Annotated in this window: 14 protein-coding genes; 10 read left to right on the top strand and 4 right to left on the bottom strand. The window is 65.3% G+C overall.

All coding sequences use genetic code 11. The annotated features are described in order from the left end of the window. Positions 1–170 precede the first annotated feature (170 nt). Together ACOJTD_RS01945 and rplI are read left to right on the top strand one after the other, a co-directional pair. Positions 171–1,115, top strand: a complete 945-nt coding sequence (locus ACOJTD_RS01945) for a hypothetical protein (protein ID WP_420131258.1) — start codon at positions 171–173, stop codon at positions 1,113–1,115. Between the two features lie 35 nt (positions 1,116–1,150). Next, the gene (rplI, locus tag ACOJTD_RS01940; protein ID WP_420131257.1) at positions 1,151–1,735 is read left to right on the top strand and encodes a 50S ribosomal protein L9; all 585 of its coding nucleotides are present in this window, start codon (positions 1,151–1,153) and stop codon (positions 1,733–1,735) included. A 113-nt stretch (positions 1,736–1,848) separates the two neighbouring features. On the opposite strand, the gene ACOJTD_RS01935 is transcribed toward rplI, so the two are convergent. Beyond that, complete coding sequence (locus tag ACOJTD_RS01935; RefSeq protein ID WP_420131256.1) at positions 1,849–2,757, bottom strand: hypothetical protein; 909 nt, start codon at positions 2,755–2,757, stop codon at positions 1,849–1,851. Positions 2,758–3,040: 283 nt separating this feature from the next. On the opposite strand from ACOJTD_RS01935, the gene ACOJTD_RS01930 reads away from it, so the two are divergent. The 3 genes from ACOJTD_RS01930 (at position 3,041) to alr (ending at position 7,724) form a co-directional block, all read left to right on the top strand. Further along, positions 3,041–4,291, top strand: a complete 1,251-nt coding sequence (locus ACOJTD_RS01930; protein WP_420131255.1) for a class I SAM-dependent methyltransferase — start codon at positions 3,041–3,043, stop codon at positions 4,289–4,291. A gap of 548 nt (positions 4,292–4,839) precedes the next feature. Next, the gene (locus ACOJTD_RS01925) at positions 4,840–6,336 is read left to right on the top strand and encodes a replicative DNA helicase (RefSeq protein WP_420131254.1); all 1,497 of its coding nucleotides are present in this window, start codon (positions 4,840–4,842) and stop codon (positions 6,334–6,336) included. 140 nt (positions 6,337–6,476) lie between these two features. Beyond that, complete coding sequence (gene alr / locus ACOJTD_RS01920) at positions 6,477–7,724, top strand: alanine racemase (RefSeq protein ID WP_420131253.1); 1,248 nt, start codon at positions 6,477–6,479, stop codon at positions 7,722–7,724. A gap of 153 nt (positions 7,725–7,877) precedes the next feature. On the opposite strand, the gene ACOJTD_RS01915 is transcribed toward alr, so the two are convergent. Together ACOJTD_RS01915 and ACOJTD_RS01910 are read right to left on the bottom strand one after the other, a co-directional pair. After that, positions 7,878–8,132 carry a hypothetical protein gene (locus ACOJTD_RS01915; RefSeq protein WP_420131252.1) on the bottom strand — a complete coding sequence of 85 codons (255 nt, stop codon included), beginning with the start codon at positions 8,130–8,132 and terminating at the stop codon, positions 7,878–7,880. 12 nt (positions 8,133–8,144) lie between these two features. Beyond that, positions 8,145–9,356, bottom strand: a complete 1,212-nt coding sequence (locus ACOJTD_RS01910) for a glycosyltransferase family 87 protein (RefSeq protein WP_420131251.1) — start codon at positions 9,354–9,356, stop codon at positions 8,145–8,147. A 237-nt stretch (positions 9,357–9,593) separates the two neighbouring features. On the opposite strand from ACOJTD_RS01910, the gene radA reads away from it, so the two are divergent. From radA to ACOJTD_RS01885, 5 genes are all read left to right on the top strand, one after another. Beyond that, entirely contained in the window at positions 9,594–11,045 is a 1,452-nt protein-coding gene (gene radA / locus ACOJTD_RS01905; RefSeq protein WP_420131250.1) for a DNA repair protein RadA, read from the top strand. A 212-nt stretch (positions 11,046–11,257) separates the two neighbouring features. Then, entirely contained in the window at positions 11,258–11,887 is a 630-nt protein-coding gene (locus ACOJTD_RS01900; protein ID WP_254986068.1) for a CvpA family protein, read from the top strand. A gap of 23 nt (positions 11,888–11,910) precedes the next feature. Further along, positions 11,911–13,452, top strand: a complete 1,542-nt coding sequence (gene purF / locus ACOJTD_RS01895; RefSeq protein WP_420131249.1) for an amidophosphoribosyltransferase — start codon at positions 11,911–11,913, stop codon at positions 13,450–13,452. Between the two features lie 124 nt (positions 13,453–13,576). Beyond that, entirely contained in the window at positions 13,577–14,320 is a 744-nt protein-coding gene (locus tag ACOJTD_RS01890; protein ID WP_420131248.1) for an SDR family NAD(P)-dependent oxidoreductase, read from the top strand. An 82-nt stretch (positions 14,321–14,402) separates the two neighbouring features. Next, entirely contained in the window at positions 14,403–15,629 is a 1,227-nt protein-coding gene (locus tag ACOJTD_RS01885) for an ABC transporter substrate-binding protein (RefSeq protein WP_420131247.1), read from the top strand. 141 nt (positions 15,630–15,770) lie between these two features. Here the strand turns inward: ACOJTD_RS01885 and ACOJTD_RS01880 are convergent, their stop codons facing one another. Further along, positions 15,771–17,051 carry a TCR/Tet family MFS transporter gene (locus ACOJTD_RS01880; protein WP_420131246.1) on the bottom strand — a complete coding sequence of 427 codons (1,281 nt, stop codon included), beginning with the start codon at positions 17,049–17,051 and terminating at the stop codon, positions 15,771–15,773. Between the last annotated feature and the right edge of the window lie 100 nt (positions 17,052–17,151).

Below are 17,151 nucleotides of genomic sequence, written 5' to 3'. Positions count from 1 at the left end.
GCGCGCCCGCTTCCTCGGTCTGCTGCCCTACGTGATTCGCTAAGATCCAAAGCTCCGCGGCGTTCGCGCCGCGGAGCTTCATACTTCTCTCTCATAAGGCTTCCGGGTCATCCGGTCGCCGATGGTTGGGGCGAAACGCCTCTAACCGCTCGAAAGGAGCGGGACAGCTGATGATGATCAACATTCTGATCGCGCTTGCCGCCGGCTGTGCCTCGGCGCTGATGTTCGTCTCGATCGTCTCGGGCGCGCTGATCTCCCTGCTGCTGTTCTATCTGGCGCCGCTGCCCTTGATGGTGGCCGCACTCGGCTGGGGCCCCGTCGGCGCCGCGCTGGGCGGCCTGCTCGGCGCTGCCGTGCTCGGTGCGAGTGTCAGCTTCCCCTACGCCCTCGCTTTCATCATCACCATCGTGGCGCCGGCCTGCTGGCTCGGCCACCTTGCATTGCTAGCCCGTCCGGCAGGCGAAGAAGGCGGCACGCCGACGCTGGAGTGGTACCCGGTCGGCCGGCTGGTGGCCTGGATGGCTGGCTTCGCGGCGCTGACCACGATGGCGGCGCTGCTGACTCTCGGCACCGACGGCGCGACAATCACTGAAGGCCTCCGCACCGGCCTGCAGCGCGCCCTCACCACCCGCAACTCCGCGGACGCCGACCGGCTGATCGATGCGCTTGTCACCGTCGCGCCCCCGGCTGCCGCCACGGTGGCGATGCTGACGCTGACGCTCAACCTTTGGCTCTCCGCCAAGGTCACGGCCACCTCCGGCCGGCTGAAGCGGCCATGGCCGGACCTGCGCACGGCGGCGCTGCCGGCGATGACGCTGGCGGTGCTGTCGCTCGCGCTCGGCCTCAGCTTCGTCGGCGGCCTGGTGTCGCTGATCGGCAAAACCGCAAGCGCCGCCTTGTTCGTCGCCTACGGCCTCGTCGGCGCCGCCACGCTGCACACGCTGACGATGGCCGCGCGCCACCGCGGTTTCCTGCTGAGTTCGACTTACGCGCTGGTGCTGATCTTTCTGTGGCCGGCCATCGCGCTGATCGCGCTCGGCATCGCCGACGCCGTCTTCGGCCTCCGGCTGCGCTACTTCCAGCGCCGCTCGATGCCACCTCCGTCAAATACTTAGACCTTCAACCTGACAAACCAATCGAGGAGAACAACATGGAAGTCATTCTGCTGGAACGTGTCGCCAAGCTCGGACAGATGGGCGAACTGGTGCGCGTCAAGGACGGTTTCGCGCGCAACTTCCTGCTGCCGCGTGGCAAGGCGCTCCGCGCCACCGCCGCGAACCGCGAGAAGTACGAGCACATGAAGGCCGATCTCGAGGCCCGCAACATCGAAGCCAAGGCTGAGGCCTCGAAGGTCGCCGAGAAGATCGACGGTCAGAACGTCGTGGTGATCCGCCAGGCGTCCGAAAGCGGCCAGCTGTTCGGCTCGGTCTCGGTGCGCGACATCGTCACCAGCTTCGAAGCCGAAGGCGTCAAGATCACCCGCAGCCAGATCCTGCTCGACGCGCCGATCAAGACCATCGGCAAGCACGAGATCCAGGTCGCCGTGCATCCGGAAGTGGAAGTCGGCGTGTCGGTCACCGTGGCGCGCAGCGCCGACGAAGCCGAGCGGATCAACCGCGGCGAAGACATCTCGACCCGCCAGGAAGATCAGGACGCGGCTGCCGAAGCGATCGCGGCTGCCGGCGAGTTCTTCGATCCGGACGCGGATCGCGACGAAGAGCCGGCCGAGCAGTAAGCACAACGGCCGTCGCTTCGGCGGCGGCCAACCGCTCCCAACGAAAAAGCCCGGCGTTTTGCGCCGGGCTTTTTTGTATCTGATGTGTCTGCGGAAGAGTGGACGACGCTGCGTCAGCGCGAGATCGGCGCGTCCGCAGAGCCCGAAGCCGGCGGCGGCGCGCTCGGCGTCACGGCGATCGAAGGCGCGCTCGACGACGGTCCGGCGGCGGACGGAGCCGGAGCCGACTCGGTCGGCTTCGCCGGCGGCGGGCCGGCTTCCGGAGTCCGCGCCGTCTGGGGCGCCGGCGTCACTGCCGGGACCGGATCGGCCCGGGTCGGCTCGACGGTTTCGGACTTCGGCGCTTCGGTCTTCGGCGCCTCGGACTTTGCAGCATCCGCCTTCGGCGCGGCCGGCTTGGCCGCCTCGGATTTCGCGGCATCCGACTTCGGCGCTTCCGTCGCGGCAGGCGCGGCCTGAGCCGGCTTCTCCTTGCGGCCGTGACGACGGCGTTCCTTCGGCGGAGTCTCAGCCGCCGGCTCGGACGATTCGACCGCCGCGGCGCCTTCCGCCGGCTGCTCGGCCTCCGGCTTCGGCTTGCGCTTGCCGCGCACGCGGCGCGGCGGCTCCTCGGTCGGCGCTACCGCCTGGGCCGGCGCAGTGGCCTCGGCCGGCGCGGCTTCCTCAGCACCCTGCCGCTGCCGACGTCCCTTGCGGCCTTCAGGCTGTCCCGGCTCGGTGCGGACGTCGTTCTGCTTGTAGCGGGTGTCGGTCGCGCCGTTGGAAATCAGGTACGAGGCGAGCAGCCCGGCCATGTCGCTGCTGGTGGTGTAGTGCTGGCGGAGGAAGGACGGCAGCGAGCTCGGCGGCACCGAACGCAGCAGGCCGCGTGCGCTCTTGTGACAGGCCGCGCACGTCCCGGCGAAAATCTGGGCAGGGCTCTTGCCCGCCTCGAGATTCTGCGCCTGCGCGCTGCCCATGCCGGCCATCGCGGAGCCGATCAGAAGCATCACCGCCGCTGAAGTGAGCGCTCGGCTCGCCATTCGATTCTCCAATGTTCTGAAAACTGCCGCGCGCGCGGCGCAGACCTTTTAGACGATTGTCCGCTGAATGGAAGCGGGCTCATGCCCTCTCCCGCCCCGCAAAAGCGCACTACCAACAGCTTCAAAGCCCGCTGATGCCTGTTTTCGGGCCGCATCCGCCATGTTCGCTGTCCGAGGAACAGCCAAGCGTTCCACGCGCCTCGCTCATGCGCCTGGCGCTTGGAACGCGGAATATTCGGCAAGGTTTTTGCATTGCTGCGTCAAAATGTCGTTGGGAAATGCGATGGACCGTTTGCTGCGTCTTCTGATTGGGCAATTCATCCAACGCGGTGCAATCACCTTCACCACCGCGAGCGGCTTCAGCTTCACCTGCGGCGACGGCACGGGCACTCCCGTCCACGCCCGGTTCACAACCAAGGAGGCGCAGTGGCGCCTCATCTTCGATCCCGAGTTGGCCTTCGGCGAAATCTACATGGACGGCGAACTGGTGATGGAGCGCGGCTCGATCGCGGATTTACTTGCCATCGCAATGGATCAGCCGGCCTGGACACCGCGCTGGACCAAACTGCACGGATGGCTGCGCTACCTGACCCGGTCACTCCGCCAGTTCAATCCCCGCCCCCGCTCGCGCGACAACGTCGCTCATCATTACGACCTCGACGGCCGGCTGTACTCACTCTTCCTCGATGCCGACAAACAATACAGCTGTGCCTATTTCGAATCCGCCGACAGCACGCTCGACGACGCGCAACTCGCCAAGAAGCGCCACATCGCCGCCAAGCTGCTGGTCGAGCCGGGACAGCGCGTGCTGGATATCGGCTGCGGCTGGGGTGGTCTTGGTCTCTATCTCGCGGAGACCTGCGAGGCCGATGTCACTGGTATTACGCTGTCGCGCGAACAGCTTCAGGTTGCGAACAACAGGGCCGAAGAATCCGGCCTCTCGTCATCGGCGAAGTTCATCCTGGAGGACTATCGCGATGTGCCTGGCCCGTTCGATCGCGTCGTCTCGGTCGGCATGTTCGAACACGTCGGCGTCACGCACTACGACACGTATTTCCGGCGCTGTGCCGAGCTGCTCGACGATGACGGCGTGATGCTGCTGCACTCGATCGGCCGTTCCGAAGGTCCGGGCTTCACCAATCCTTGGATCGCGAAGTACATCTTCCCGGGCGGTTATCTGCCCGCGCTGTCCGAAGTGCTGCCGGCGATCGAGCGGGCCGGACTGCTGGTCTGTGATATCGAGATCCTGCGCCTGCACTATGCCGAGACGCTCAAGGCCTGGCGCGAGCGCTTCCTGGCGCGGCGGGAGGAAGCCGAGCGGCTGTACGACGCCCGCTTCGTGCGGATGTGGGAATTCTATCTCGCCGCCTCGGAAATGAGCTTCCGCAGGCAGAACACCATGGTGTTTCAGATCCAGCTCACCAAGCGTCAGGGCATCGTCCCGATCACGCGCGACTACATCATGCGGGAAGAGCAGCGGCTGCGCATGATCGAAGGACGCCCGGTCCAGCTGCTGCAGGCGGCCGGCGAGTAGCTCAGGTTGCGTGTGTGAGCTTCCGCGCCCGCGGCTTCGACGCCGCGCGCGCCGCCAGATGAGCCTGCGCGGCGCGAACCACGGCCCGGCTGCAAGGAACCGAGCGAACGCGTTTCTGAGAGGCCTTTTCAAACGACTCGATCAGCTTGGCCAACCACAGCCGGTCCGATCCTTCGCGTCGCACGTTCTGAGCCATCGCCATTCCCGTGTTTCGTCGTCGTTATTTTCCGTGATCAACACGGTGCGCTGCCATCCGTTCCAGTCGACAGCCCCTGCACCTCGCCGTGAGGCCGCCCTGGCTCGCTCTTGCGCACCACCGAGCATCGCTGTCATTTAGGTCGGTCCGTGCCGCAGCAAGGTTCAATCCGCGCTCGCGCCGGGGCCACAGCCTCCATTCCCGTCAAGCCCGCCGCCCCGCCACCAACCGATCATCCACATGTCTTGTACGGCTTGGTGCATAACGCGCGATTGTTGCTTTCACTGCGCGCTGAATTGGCGCTTTAGTCGCGCCCCGCATCCGCCAAAAACCGAAAGAACAATCCAGAGCTATGGCTGCCATTGATTCGAACGTTCTGAAGCTCGCGCCCGACGCGGCGGCGCCTGCCTATCGGACCGCGCCTCACAATATCGAGGCGGAACAGGCCCTGCTCGGCGCCATTCTGGTCAACAATGACGCGTTCTACCGGGTTTCGGACTTCCTCGAATCCAAGCACTTCTTCGAACCGATCCATCAGACGATCTTCGACACCGCGGCCAGCATCATCCGCGCCGGCAAGATCGCGACACCGATTACGCTGAAGACCTTCCTGGCGGCGGATCTCGACCTCGGCGGGCTGACGGTGGCGCAGTATCTGGCGCGGCTCGCCGCCGAAGCCACCACAATCATCAACGCCCAGGATTACGGCCGGACGATCTACGAATTGTCGCTGCGCCGCGACCTGATCGGCATCGGCACCGACATGGTCAACGTCGCCTACGACGCGCCGGTCGATTTCGCGCCGAAGAACCAGATCGAGGACGCCGAGCGGCGGCTGTACGAGCTCGCGGAATCCGGCCGCTATGACGGCGGCTTCCAGAAGTTCTCCCAGGCGCTCACCACCGCGGTCGACATGGCCGCCAAGGCGTTCCAGCGCGATGGAAAGCTGTCGGGCATCGCCACCGGCCTGCGCGATCTCGACACCCGCATGGGCGGGCTGCAGCACTCCGACTTGATCGTCCTCGCCGGACGTCCCGGCATGGGCAAGACCGCGCTCGCCACCAACATCGCCTACAATGTCGCCAAGGCCTATCGAGGCGAAGTGCAGCCGGACGGCAGCACCAAGGCCATCAATGGCGGCATCGTCGGCTTCTTCTCGTGCGAAATGAGCGCCGAGCAGCTCGCCACCCGTATTCTCGCCGAGCAGACCGAGATCGCGTCGAGCAAGATCCGCCGCGGCGGCATCAGCGAGGCGGATTTCGACAAGATCCGCGACTACTCGATCGAGCTGCAGACCTTGCCGCTGTTCGTCGACGAAACCGGCGGCCTGTCGATCGCGCAGCTCACAGCGCGCGCGCGGCGGCTGAAACGGCAGAAGGGCCTCGACCTCATCGTGGTCGACTATATCCAGCTGCTGCAGGGCTCCAGCAAACGCGGCGACAACCGCGTGCAGGAAATCACCGAGATCACGACCAACCTCAAGGCCCTCGCCAAGGAGTTGAACGTTCCGATCATCGCGCTGTCGCAGTTGTCGCGTCAGGTCGAATCCCGTGACGACAAGCGGCCGCAGCTCTCCGACCTTCGCGAATCCGGCTCGATCGAGCAGGACGCCGACGTCGTGATGTTCGTGTATCGCGAAGAATACTATCTGCAGAACAAGGAGCCGCGTCCCGGCACGCCGGAACACGAAAAGTGGGCGACCGAGATGGACCTCGTGCACGGCAAGGCCGAAGTCATCATCGCCAAGCAGCGCCACGGCCCTACCGGCACCGTCGACGTGCAGTTCGAAGGCCAGTTCACCCGCTTCAGCGACCTCGCGGACGACAGCCACCTGCCCGACCGCGCCTGACGCAACTCCGTTCAGCGGAATTCAGGCAGAGACGACGCCTGACGTTCTGATAGAACGAACGTGAAGAGCCGGAGTCGTCTCGACGCGTTTTCGACACGCGGACGGGATCGTCTTCGCTCGAAAGCGCCAGAGTGTGAGACATGACCATCCTTCCCGATCCGAATGCGAGCGTTGCCAGCCTGTTGACGCCGGACGCCGCAAAGGCGGCGTCACTCGCGGCCTCGACTGCGACCGCACCCGGCATTCTCACGATCGATCTCGACGCGATCGTCAGCAACTGGCGCAAGCTCGAGAAGACAGCGGTCCCGGCCGAAGCCGCCGCCGTGGTCAAAGGCGATGCGTATGGCTGCGGCACCGGCCCTGTCACCCGCGCGCTCGCCGGCGCCGGCTGCAAGACCTTCTTCGTCGCCACGCTCGGCGAAGCCGCTGCGGTACGCGCGGTCGCGCCCGATGTGACGATCTACGTGCTCGACGGCTTCTTCCAGACCACCGGCGATGAGTTCGCGCGGCTGAACTGCCGGCCGGTGATCGGCGATCTCTACGAACTCGCCGAATGGGACGTGTATTGCCGGCGCACCGGCTGGAGCGGCGGCGCCGCGATCCATATCGACACCGGCATGAACCGGCTCGGACTCACCACCGCCGAAGCGCAGAGCATCGTGCCGAGGATCTCCGTCGGCGATCACGGCATCACGCTGGTGATCAGCCATCTCGTCGCGGCGGAGTCGCCCAACCATCCGATCAACGCCAAGCAGGTCACGGCCTTTCGCGAGATCGCCAGCCTGTTCACCGGCGTGCCCGCGTCCCTGTCGGCATCATCCGGCATTTTTCTCGGCTCGCAGTTCCAGTTCGACCTGGTCCGTCCCGGCGCGGCGCTGTACGGCGTCAATCCGACACCCGACGCCGACAATCCAATGCAGCCGGTGGTCGATCTCAAGGCGCGCATCGTGCAGGTCCGCAACGTCGAGCGCGGCGACACCGTCGGCTACGGCGCGACCTGGAGCGCGCGGCGGCCGACCAAGATCGCCGTGCTGTCGGCCGGCTACGCGGACGGTTACTTCCGCGCCGCCGGCTCCAATGACGGCACGCGCGGCGCCGACGTGATCATCGCGGGCCAGCGCTGCCCGGTGGCCGGCCGCATCTCGATGGACCTGCTCGCGGTCGACGTCACCGACTTGCCGCCGAACGCCGCGCGCCGTGGCCATATGGCGACGTTGATCGGCGACGGCATCACCGTCGATGAACTCGGCCATCACTTCGGCACGATCGGCTACGAAGTGCTGACCAGCCTCGGCCCGCGCTACGCACGGGTCTACACCGGCGGCGACGCGAAGCCGGCCGCGCCGCTGGCGAGCGCGCCTGCGGAGCCGGTCGCACCGGCCAACTGAGGCCGGCGCGCTTTTCGCACAAACTCCTTCTTCATTGCGAGCGCAGCGAAGCAATCCAGCGCCGTGCACCGCGCTCGATTACTTCGCCGCGGGGCCTCTAGTCGGATCGCGCGACGCCACGATCGAAGTGCTCGTCGCAGTAACGGCCAGATTTCAGTCCTCGTGGACGAGGAACAGAAATCCCGTGATCGCCGCGCAGAACGCAAACGATCCGGCGATGCCGACGATCAGCACCGCCCTCACCAGCATCGGCGCCTCACTGGTGTCGATCACCCTCGCCAGACCGAAGTAATTGCCGAGTAGCAGGACTACCGCAAAGCCGGCGCCGAACACGGCTCCCATGACGAAGTGTCCGGCGATCTGCCGCCACTTCCGCCGCTCATAGTCCCTGCGCTCGTCGTCCCGCATCGTCGCCTCACATCAGGTCGAGGCAGACCATCGCAATTCCGTGACGCGGCTGTCCACGCTCATGCGAAGCGCCACCAGGTACAGCGGTAAAATGAACAGGGGTCCGAGCGCCAGCCCGGTGGGATGCGCCAGCGCACTGGCGGCCAGCGGCAGGACCAGCAGCAGTCCTGAGCAAATGAGTAGCGTTAGCGATGAGTTCACGCTGCCACAGGTTTGCCACAACCACGCGACCACCAGAGTGGCGAACACCAAATCGTAGTCCTGGAGGTAAGGACTTGCCAGGCACGTGCCGAGCACGAGCACGGCATTCTTTACGCCCGCCGGCGCCCGCCCCCACCACACCCATGCCACCGCGACGCTAGCCAAAAGGCCACTAACAATCTGAATCACATAAGCAGTTTCGACCGGCGCACCCAACCGTCGGGCCGCGACGAATACCGAGACGAAGCGGTGCCACACGCCCGTCCCATCCTCCAGAATGGTCTTCCGCAGCAAGCCGACGTTGCGCAGGTTGTCCGTCCAAACCTCCGGCCCAAAGCAGACGACACTCAAGGCCAGCAGACCGCCAGCCACGACGCTCGCCGCCGCAAGCGCTCGCCATTGCCGTCCCGCCACCAGGGCAATCGGGATCAGCAAACCAAGTTGTGGCTTGTAGATCAGCAATCCCAGCACGCCGCCTGCGAGCAGCGGCCGCCGCTCCATCAGCCCCAGTCCGCCCCCGAGCAGCGCGGCCGTCCAGGCGCCGTTCTGTCCGCCAATCGCGTTGATCAGCACCGCAGGACTCGCCAACGCGAACAGCAACGCGCCACCTTGCGGCATCGCTAGTCGCAGTGCGCGATAGAACGCGTACCAACTGGCTCCCAGCCATACGAACAAGGCCGGCACATAAGGCATAACCGCCAGCGGAGCGGTCAGCAGCAGCAGGACCGGCGGATAGCTGTAGTGATAGTCCTGGATCGGTGCGCCGATCACCGACTGTTCGAAAATATGAAAGGCCTGGAAGTCGTAGATTTCGCTCGCGCGCCCATGCCAGGCCAGATAGGCAGCCGACCAGTAGTTGATGAAATCGTCACCGAACGGACGGCCGGCTCCGTTGGACAGATGGTCCCGCGTCTGCGCCAGGAGGTCGGCCACATAGACGATCGCCGCCACCACAGCAAAGCTGCGCGCGACGGCAGGCGTCAGTCTCGGAAGCTCCGGCGAAGGCATGCCGGAGTGACGCATGACATCCGTTATGTTCCGATTAATCCAGTCGACGGAAGCCGGACGATGCGGCGCTGATCCCAAGCTCCGCTCAGCACACCAGCGCGGCCAGGCGACCATCGCAATCGCGTACGTCGTCCGGACACGTCGTGATGGCGCTCGAACAGGAACGAGGACGGCCGACTTGACCAAAAGAACAGACTATGAACACAACGAACGCTCACCGACCAGCCGCATGCGACTCGGGCATCACCGCTCATGGCCAAAGCCTCTTCCTCCTTCGTCTGCCAGAACTGCGGAGCCGCGTTCAATCGCTGGCAAGGCAAGTGCGAGGCCTGCGGCGAGTGGAATACGCTGGTCGAGGAAGCGGGCGACAATGCCGTCCCGGTCTCGATCCGAGCCAAGCGGCGCGGCCGGACATTCAAGCTGGAGTCGCTGGCCGGCAAGAGCAACGACGCTCCCCGCCTGCCCTCCGGCATGAGCGAACTCGACCGTGTCACCGGCGGCGGCTTCGTGCGCGGTTCGGTCCTGTTGGTCGGCGGTGATCCCGGCATCGGCAAGTCCACGCTGCTGACCCAGGCCACCAGTCTGATGGCCAAGGCCGGCCACCGCGCCGTTTACATTTCCGGCGAAGAAGCGATCGCGCAGGTGCGGCTGCGCGCCGAACGACTTGGCCTCGCGAGCGCGCCGGTGGAGCTCGCCGCCGAGACGTCGGTTGAAGACATCATCGCGACGCTGTCCGAGGGGGCGACGCCGCGATTGATCGTCATTGATTCAATTCAGACGATGTGGACCGACACTGTCGAATCCGCACCCGGCACGGTGACCCAGGTGCGCGCGTCGGCGCAGGCGCTGATCCGCTTCGCCAAGAAGACCGGCGCCGCGATCATCCTGGTCGGCCACGTCACCAAGGACGGCCAGATCGCCGGCCCGCGCGTGGTCGAACACATGGTCGATGCGGTGCTTTCGTTTGAAGGGGAAGGCTCGCAGCAGTTCCGTATCCTGCGTTCTGTGAAGAACCGCTTCGGCCCCACCGACGAGATCGGCGTGTTCGAGATGACAGGACTGGGCCTGCGCGAAGTCAGCAACCCATCCGAGCTGTTCCTGTCCGAACGCGATCTCGGCTCGCCCGGCACGGCCGTATTTGCCGGCATCGAAGGCACCCGGCCGGTGCTGGTCGAACTGCAGGCATTGGTCGCGCCGTCGACTCTGGGCACCCCACGGCGCGCGGTCGTGGGGTGGGATTCGGCGCGGCTGTCGATGGTGCTGGCCGTGCTCGAGGCGCATTGCGGCGTCAAGCTGTCGGGCTACGATGTCTACTTCAACGTCGCCGGAGGCCTGCGCATCAACGAGCCGGCGGCTGATCTGGCCGCCGCTGCCGCGCTGGTGTCGTCGCTGGCAAACTCCCCGTTGCCTACGGACGCGGTGTATTTCGGCGAAATCTCCCTGTCCGGCGCGGTGCGGCCGGTCGCGCAGACCCCGGCCCGGCTGAAGGAAGCCGCGAAGCTCGGGTTCGGTCGCGCTGTTCTCCCCGAGCAGACGCGCGGCGACGCGCCTTCCGATGCCGGCCTGTCGCTACAGAGCGTCGGCGGCCTCACCAGCCTCGTTGCCGACATCGCCGCGCGGGGAACACCGCGCCCTGCCTCGCGCGAGCGGGAGCCCGCCGAGAAAAATGCCACACCGGCGCGATTCCGGCAGCGGGAGAGCTGAACCGGCGTGACCTTTCCGGAACGCGCCGCTATACAACCCGCGCGCATGGCGGGCCGAGGCCGACGGTCCATCGGCCCGGCAAATCTATGCTGTGTCGAGAGCTCCGTTGACGGTTTTCTCGCCTTGCGCGGCGTGCCATATCACCGTCACGTGCCCTGACGGCGCGCACGCGATTCGCCGTTTCTTGCACATCCAGCGGACCCGACTGGCCGATGCCGATCACGATTCTCGACTTCGTTGTCCTCGCGGTGATGCTGGTCTCAGGCCTGCTGGCGATGGTCCGCGGCTTCATGCGCGAAGTGCTGTCGATCGCAGCCTGGGGCGCCGCCGCACTGGTCACGCTCTACGCCTTCCAGAAGCTGCTGCCGACCGCAAAGACCTACTTCTCCAACGACACGGTCGCGGCCGTCGTCGTCGTCGCAGGTGTGTTTCTCGGCACGCTGATCATCGTGTCGATCATCACGGTGCGGATCTCGGACATGATCCTGGATTCGCGCATTGGCGCGCTCGACCGCACCCTCGGGTTCCTGTTCGGCCTCGCCCGTGGCCTGCTGATCGTGGTGGTGGCCTATCTATTCTTCAACTGGCTGGTGCCGGAAAAACAGCGGCCCGACTGGGTGGTCAACGCGAAGTCACGCACGGTCCTGCAAGGAACTGGTGACTGGTTGATGACACTCTTGCCGGATGACCCTGAAAACACCATCTTGAAGAGGTTCAAGAAAAATAAGCCGGAGGAAGAGCAGACCGACGATTCGGCGGCTCCTGGCAATGGTGACGGCTACAGCAAACCCGCCCGCGACAGTTTGAAAAAGCTGATAGAGGGCAAACCGGCTGCGCGCTGAGCGCGGCCCAACTGAGAGGCGCGATGGACGCGATGCAGAGCCTTTCCGACGACGCCGCAACGCCCGCATCGGACGCTCGCGACCCGCAAACTCCCGATCATCACGTCCCTGACGACGTGTTCGACACAGACGGCGACACGCTGCGTGAAGAATGCGGCGTATTCGGCATTTTTGGACACCCCGACGCTGCCGCTATCACGGCGCTCGGGCTGCACGCGCTGCAGCACCGCGGACAGGAAGCCGCCGGCATCGTCTCGTATGATCACGGCCGGTTTCACTCGGAGCGCAGGCTTGGCTTGGTCGGCGACACCTTTTCTCGCGCGGATGTGATCGCGCGGTTGCCGGGCAATCTCGCGGTCGGCCATGTCCGCTACTCGACCACGGGCGAGACCATCCTGCGCAACGTGCAGCCGCTGTTCGCGGAACTGAATGCCGGTGGTTTCGCAGTCGGCCACAACGGAAACCTCACCAACGGGCTGACGCTGCGCCGCGAGCTGGTGCAGAGCGGCGCCATCATGCAGTCGACCACTGACACCGAGGTGATCCTGCATCTGGTTGCGCAGTCCAAGCGCAATCGTTTCATCGACCGCTTCATCGAAGCCCTTCGTGCGATCGAAGGCGCCTACTCGCTGGTGGCGCTCACCAACAAGAAGTTGATCGGCGCCCGCGATCCGCTCGGCATCCGTCCGCTGGTGCTGGGTGAACTCGATGGCAGCCCGATCCTTGCCTCGGAGACCTGCGCACTCGACATCATCGGCGCGAAATACGTCCGCGACGTCGAGCCCGGCGAGATCATCGTGTTCGACGAGAAGGGCGTGCAGAGCCACAAGCCGTTCCCGCCGCAGCCGCCCCGTCCCTGCATCTTCGAGTACATCTATTTCGCCCGCCCGGATTCGATCGTTGGCGGCCGTTCGGTTTACGACGTCCGCAAGGGCTTCGGTGCCGAGCTTGCGCGCGAAAGCCACGTCGAAGCCGATGTCGTGGTGCCTGTGCCCGACTCCGGCGTTCCGGCGGCGATCGGCTACAGCCGCGAGAGCGGCGTGCCGTTCGAGCTCGGCATCATCCGCAATCACTATGTGGGCCGCACCTTCATTCAGCCGACCCAGAGCGTTCGCGAACTTGGCGTGCGGATGAAGCACTCCGCCAATCGCGCGGCGATCCAGGGCAAGCGTATCGTGCTGATCGACGACAGCCTGGTGCGTGGCACGACCTCGAAGAAGATCGTCAAGATGATGCGCGATGCCGGTGCGCGCGAGGTACACTTCCGCATCGCCTCGCCACCGATCACCCATCCCGATTACTACGGCATCGATACGCCGGATCGTGCCGGCCTCTTGGCCGCAACGCATTCGCTGGAGCAGATGCGTGATCTGATCGGTGCCGACTCGCTGGCGTTTCTGTCGGTCGACGGCATCTATCGCGCGATGGGTGAACGTGGCCGCGACCCGGCGCAGCCGAAATTCACCGACCATTGCTTCACCGGTGAATACCCGACGCCGCTGACCGATATGAACCAGACCGAGACGTCGCCGCGTCAGTTGTCGCTGCTCGCCGAAGCAAGTTGACGGCTTTCCGGTTCGCCTGACTAAAGTTCGTGGTGCCCGGCCTTGTGCCGGGCATCAACGTCTTTAGAACAACGGTATCGTTCAGGACGGTCCCGATCCTGACAGCAACCTTCAAGTGCCGGCCATGAATCACCCCCTCGCCTCCCGCATCGCTCTCGTCACCGGCGCCTCGCGCGGCATCGGCTACGCGACCGCACGCGTCCTCGCGCGAGCCGGCGCTCATGTCATCGCCGTCGCCAAGACGCAGGGCGGGCTCGAGGAGCTCGACGATGCGATCCGTGCCGAAGGCGGCCACGCCGCCACGCTGGTGCCGCTCGATCTCAAGGATCTGGACGCAATCGCCCGGCTCGGCGCCTCGATCTACGAGCGCCACGGCAAGCTCGACGTGCTGGTCGGCAATGCCGGCGTGGCCGGTCCGTCGTCGCCGCTCGGCCATATCGAGGTGAAGTCCTGGTCGGACGTGATCAGCCTCCACCTTACCGTCAACTTCCAGCTGATCCGCTGCATGGAGCCGCTGCTGCGCGCCTCCGACGCCGGCCGCGCCGTGTTTGTAACGTCGCGCGCAGGCGGCCGGGCTCCCGCTTATCGGGGCCCCTACGCAGCCTCGAAAGCGGCCCTTGAGACTTTAGTCGAAGTCTGGGCCAAGGAAGTGGCCAATACGACACCGATCCGTATCAACCTGTTCGATCCTGGCCCGACGCGTACCAAGCTGCGCGGGACCATCATGCCCGGTGAAGACCCGGAAACTCTGCCGACTCCCGATGAAGTCGCCGAGAAGTTGTTACCTCTCTGCCTGCCGAGCTGGACCGAAACCGGCAAGCTCTTCGACGGCACGACCGGCGCGCTGAAAGACCCCGTCGCGGATTGACTTCCGCAGGACGGCAAGATTGACTGACCGCAAGCGGGGACCACACCCGCTCACAATCTGCCATCCAAAAAGGGGGAAACTGATGAGAGCCGTATTCTCGCGTCGTCTTGCTATCGCGCTCGCGCTGACCGGCGCCGCGTTGACGTCGCCCGCGCTCGCCCAAGACAAGACCGCCAAGATCGGCGTCCTCAACGACATGTCGAGCCTCTACGCAGATATCGGCGGCCCGAACTCGGTCGTCGCCGCGAAGCTGGCGATCGCCGACTCCGGCCTGGAAGCGAAAGGCTGGAAGATCGAACTGGTGTCCGGTGACCACCAGAATAAGCCCGACGTCGGCGTCAACATCGCGCGCCAGTGGATCGACGTCGACAAAGTCGACATGATCACCGATACGCCCAATTCCGGCGTCGCGCTCGCGATCAGCAATCTCGTCAAGGAAAAGAACATCATCCTGATGAATTCGGGCGGCGGCAGCGTGGACCTCACGGGCAAGGCCTGCACCCCGAACACCATCTCGATCGCCTACGACACCTACATGCTGGCACACGGCACCGGTCAGGCGCTGACCAAAGCCGGCGGCAATACGTGGTTCTTCCTGACCGCCGACTACGCGTTCGGCGCGGCGCTCGAGCGCGACACCAGCGCGGTGGTCAAGGCCAATGGCGGCCAGGTTCTGGGCAGCGTCAAGCACCCGATCAACAACGCCGACTTCTCGTCCTTCCTGCTGCAGGCGCAGGCCTCGAAAGCAAAAGTCATCGGTCTCGCCAATGCCGGCGGCGACACCACCAATGCGATCAAGCAGGCGGCGGAATTCGGCATCACTTCGGGCGGTCAGAAGCTCGCCGCGCTGCTGCTGTTCATCAACGACGTCCACGCGCTCGGCCTCAAGGTGGCGCAGGGCCTGACCTTCACCGAGTCCTACTATTGGGACCTCAACGACAACACCCGTGCCTTCGCCAAGCGCTTCTCCGAGAAGGCGAAGAACAACGCCATGCCGTCGATGACGCAGGCTGGCGTCTATGCGGCCGTTCTGCATTATCTCAAGACGCTCGAGGCAATGGGCGGCAATCCGCACGACGGCGCCAAGGTCGTCGCCAAGATGAAGGAGATCCCGGCCGAGGATCAGCCGTTCGGCAAGTCGATGATCCGTGCCGACGGCCGCCGCATGGTCCCGGCCTATCTGTTCGAGGTGAAGACCCCGGCGGAGTCGAAGGGCCCGTGGGACTATTACAAGAAGATCGCCGACATCTCGGCCGAAGATGCCGCCCGTCCGCTGTCCGAGAGCGAGTGCCCGCTGGTGAAGAAGTAAACGCTACCCGCACGCACGATCTGCGTCACTGCGAGCGAAGCGAAGCATTCCAGCGCAGAACACAGAGCTGGATTGCTTCGTCGCAAACCCCGTGACTAGACGGCCCAAAGTGCCGGTCCGGGTGTTCGCAACGGCGATCCACTAAACATCAGGCGCCGCTTGCGGCGCCTGATTGTTGTCGGGACCACGCGCCACGCCTGCCGCAATCAACACGGACACGATCAACAGCGCACCGGCGAGCAGGAACGGCGCCCCCGGCAGTGCGAACGGCGCGGTGCCGCCGATGAAATACGCGAAGATCAGCGTGAAGAGGAATGGCCCGATCAGTTCGGCGATGCTCTTGACGCTGGTCATCGCGCCCTGCAGTTGGCCCTGCTGGTCGGCCGAGACGAAACGCGTCATCATTCCCGAGGTCGCGGGCCCGGCGATGCCCCACAGCGTCATCACGGGGATGCCGATCCAGAACAGCGTGCCGCTCGGCGCCAGTGCGTAGATCAGAAAACCGAGCGCGCCGCCGCCATAGCCTATGATCTGCGCGTTGCGTTCGCCGAGGCGCTTCACGGCCGGGCCGACGAGCCCACCCTGCACGATGGCCGTGCAGACGCCGACGAAGGCCAGCGCCAGACCGATAGTCGTCTCGTCCCAGCGATAGCGATAACTCGCATACAGCACGAAGATCGCCGGCAATGCGACGTGCGCAACCTCGGCGCAGAACTCCACCACCGCCATCGCGGCGAGCCGGCTGTTGGACGCGAGCAGCCGCACGGCGCCGACCGGATTGGCCGACTTCCAGCGGAATGGCGAGCGCCGCTCGGGCGGCAACGACTCCGGCAACACGAACAGGCCGTACAGCGCGTTGCACAGGCTGAGCCCGGCCGCGACCCAGAACGGCAGCCGCGGATCGACGCCGCCGAGCAGCCCGCCCATCGCCGGGCCGATGATGAAGCCGAGCCCGAACGCCGCGCCGACCTTGCCGAACACCGCGGCGCGCTTCTCTGCCGGCGTCACGTCGGCGATGTAAGCGAACGCGGTCGAGATACTCGCCGACGTAATGCCGGAGATGACGCGGCCGAGAAACAGCCAACCCAGCGACGGCGCCAATGCCATCAGGATGTAGTCGAGGCCGAGGCCGAGATTGGACAGCAGGATCACCGGCCGTCGGCCGAAATGATCGGACAGCCCGCCGAGGATCGGCGACGCCACGAACTGCATCAGCGCCCAGGCGGTACCGAACAGGCCGTAAATCCGCGCCGCGTCCGCGGTGTTGTTGTGGGCGAAACTCTCGATCAGTTTCGGCAAAATCGGCAGGATCATGCCGATGCTCAGCATGTCGAGCAGGATGGTGACGAAGATGAATCCCACCGCGGCGGGCCGCGCGCCCCCCGCCCCGATCGTCTCGGACGGTTGGTCGCCTTGGGTCATGACTTCCGCTTGCGCTTATGGGCGAACGGGTTGGCCTTCTCGCGCAGCGTGATCCGCACCGGCGTGCCGGGCAGCTTGAACACACCGCGCATCGAATTGA

Source organism: Rhodopseudomonas sp. (assembly GCF_048594845.1).
GTDB lineage: Bacteria > Pseudomonadota > Alphaproteobacteria > Rhizobiales > Xanthobacteraceae > Rhodopseudomonas.
This window is presented reverse-complemented; position numbering and strand designations above follow the sequence as displayed.

Bases quoted from the DNA above. Each gene is read 5' to 3' on its own strand.
- ACOJTD_RS01890 (WP_420131248.1), top strand. From the start codon at position 13,577: ATGAATCACCCCCTCGCCTCCCGCATCGCTCTCGTCACCGGCGCCTCG.
- ACOJTD_RS01900 (WP_254986068.1), top strand. From the start codon at position 11,258: ATGCCGATCACGATTCTCGACTTCGTTGTCCTCGCGGTGATGCTGGTC.
- ACOJTD_RS01915 (WP_420131252.1), bottom strand. From the start codon at position 8,132: ATGCGGGACGACGAGCGCAGGGACTATGAGCGGCGGAAGTGGCGGCAG.
- purF (WP_420131249.1), top strand. From the start codon at position 11,911: ATGGACGCGATGCAGAGCCTTTCCGACGACGCCGCAACGCCCGCATCG.
- rplI (WP_420131257.1), top strand. From the start codon at position 1,151: ATGGAAGTCATTCTGCTGGAACGTGTCGCCAAGCTCGGACAGATGGGC.
- ACOJTD_RS01925 (WP_420131254.1), top strand. From the start codon at position 4,840: ATGGCTGCCATTGATTCGAACGTTCTGAAGCTCGCGCCCGACGCGGCG.
- radA (WP_420131250.1), top strand. From the start codon at position 9,594: ATGGCCAAAGCCTCTTCCTCCTTCGTCTGCCAGAACTGCGGAGCCGCG.
- ACOJTD_RS01930 (WP_420131255.1), top strand. From the start codon at position 3,041: ATGGACCGTTTGCTGCGTCTTCTGATTGGGCAATTCATCCAACGCGGT.
- ACOJTD_RS01880 (WP_420131246.1), bottom strand. From the start codon at position 17,051: ATGACCCAAGGCGACCAACCGTCCGAGACGATCGGGGCGGGGGGCGCG.
- ACOJTD_RS01945 (WP_420131258.1), top strand. From the start codon at position 171: ATGATGATCAACATTCTGATCGCGCTTGCCGCCGGCTGTGCCTCGGCG.
- ACOJTD_RS01935 (WP_420131256.1), bottom strand. From the start codon at position 2,757: ATGGCGAGCCGAGCGCTCACTTCAGCGGCGGTGATGCTTCTGATCGGC.
- ACOJTD_RS01910 (WP_420131251.1), bottom strand. From the start codon at position 9,356: ATGCGTCACTCCGGCATGCCTTCGCCGGAGCTTCCGAGACTGACGCCT.
- alr (WP_420131253.1), top strand. From the start codon at position 6,477: ATGACCATCCTTCCCGATCCGAATGCGAGCGTTGCCAGCCTGTTGACG.
- ACOJTD_RS01885 (WP_420131247.1), top strand. From the start codon at position 14,403: ATGAGAGCCGTATTCTCGCGTCGTCTTGCTATCGCGCTCGCGCTGACC.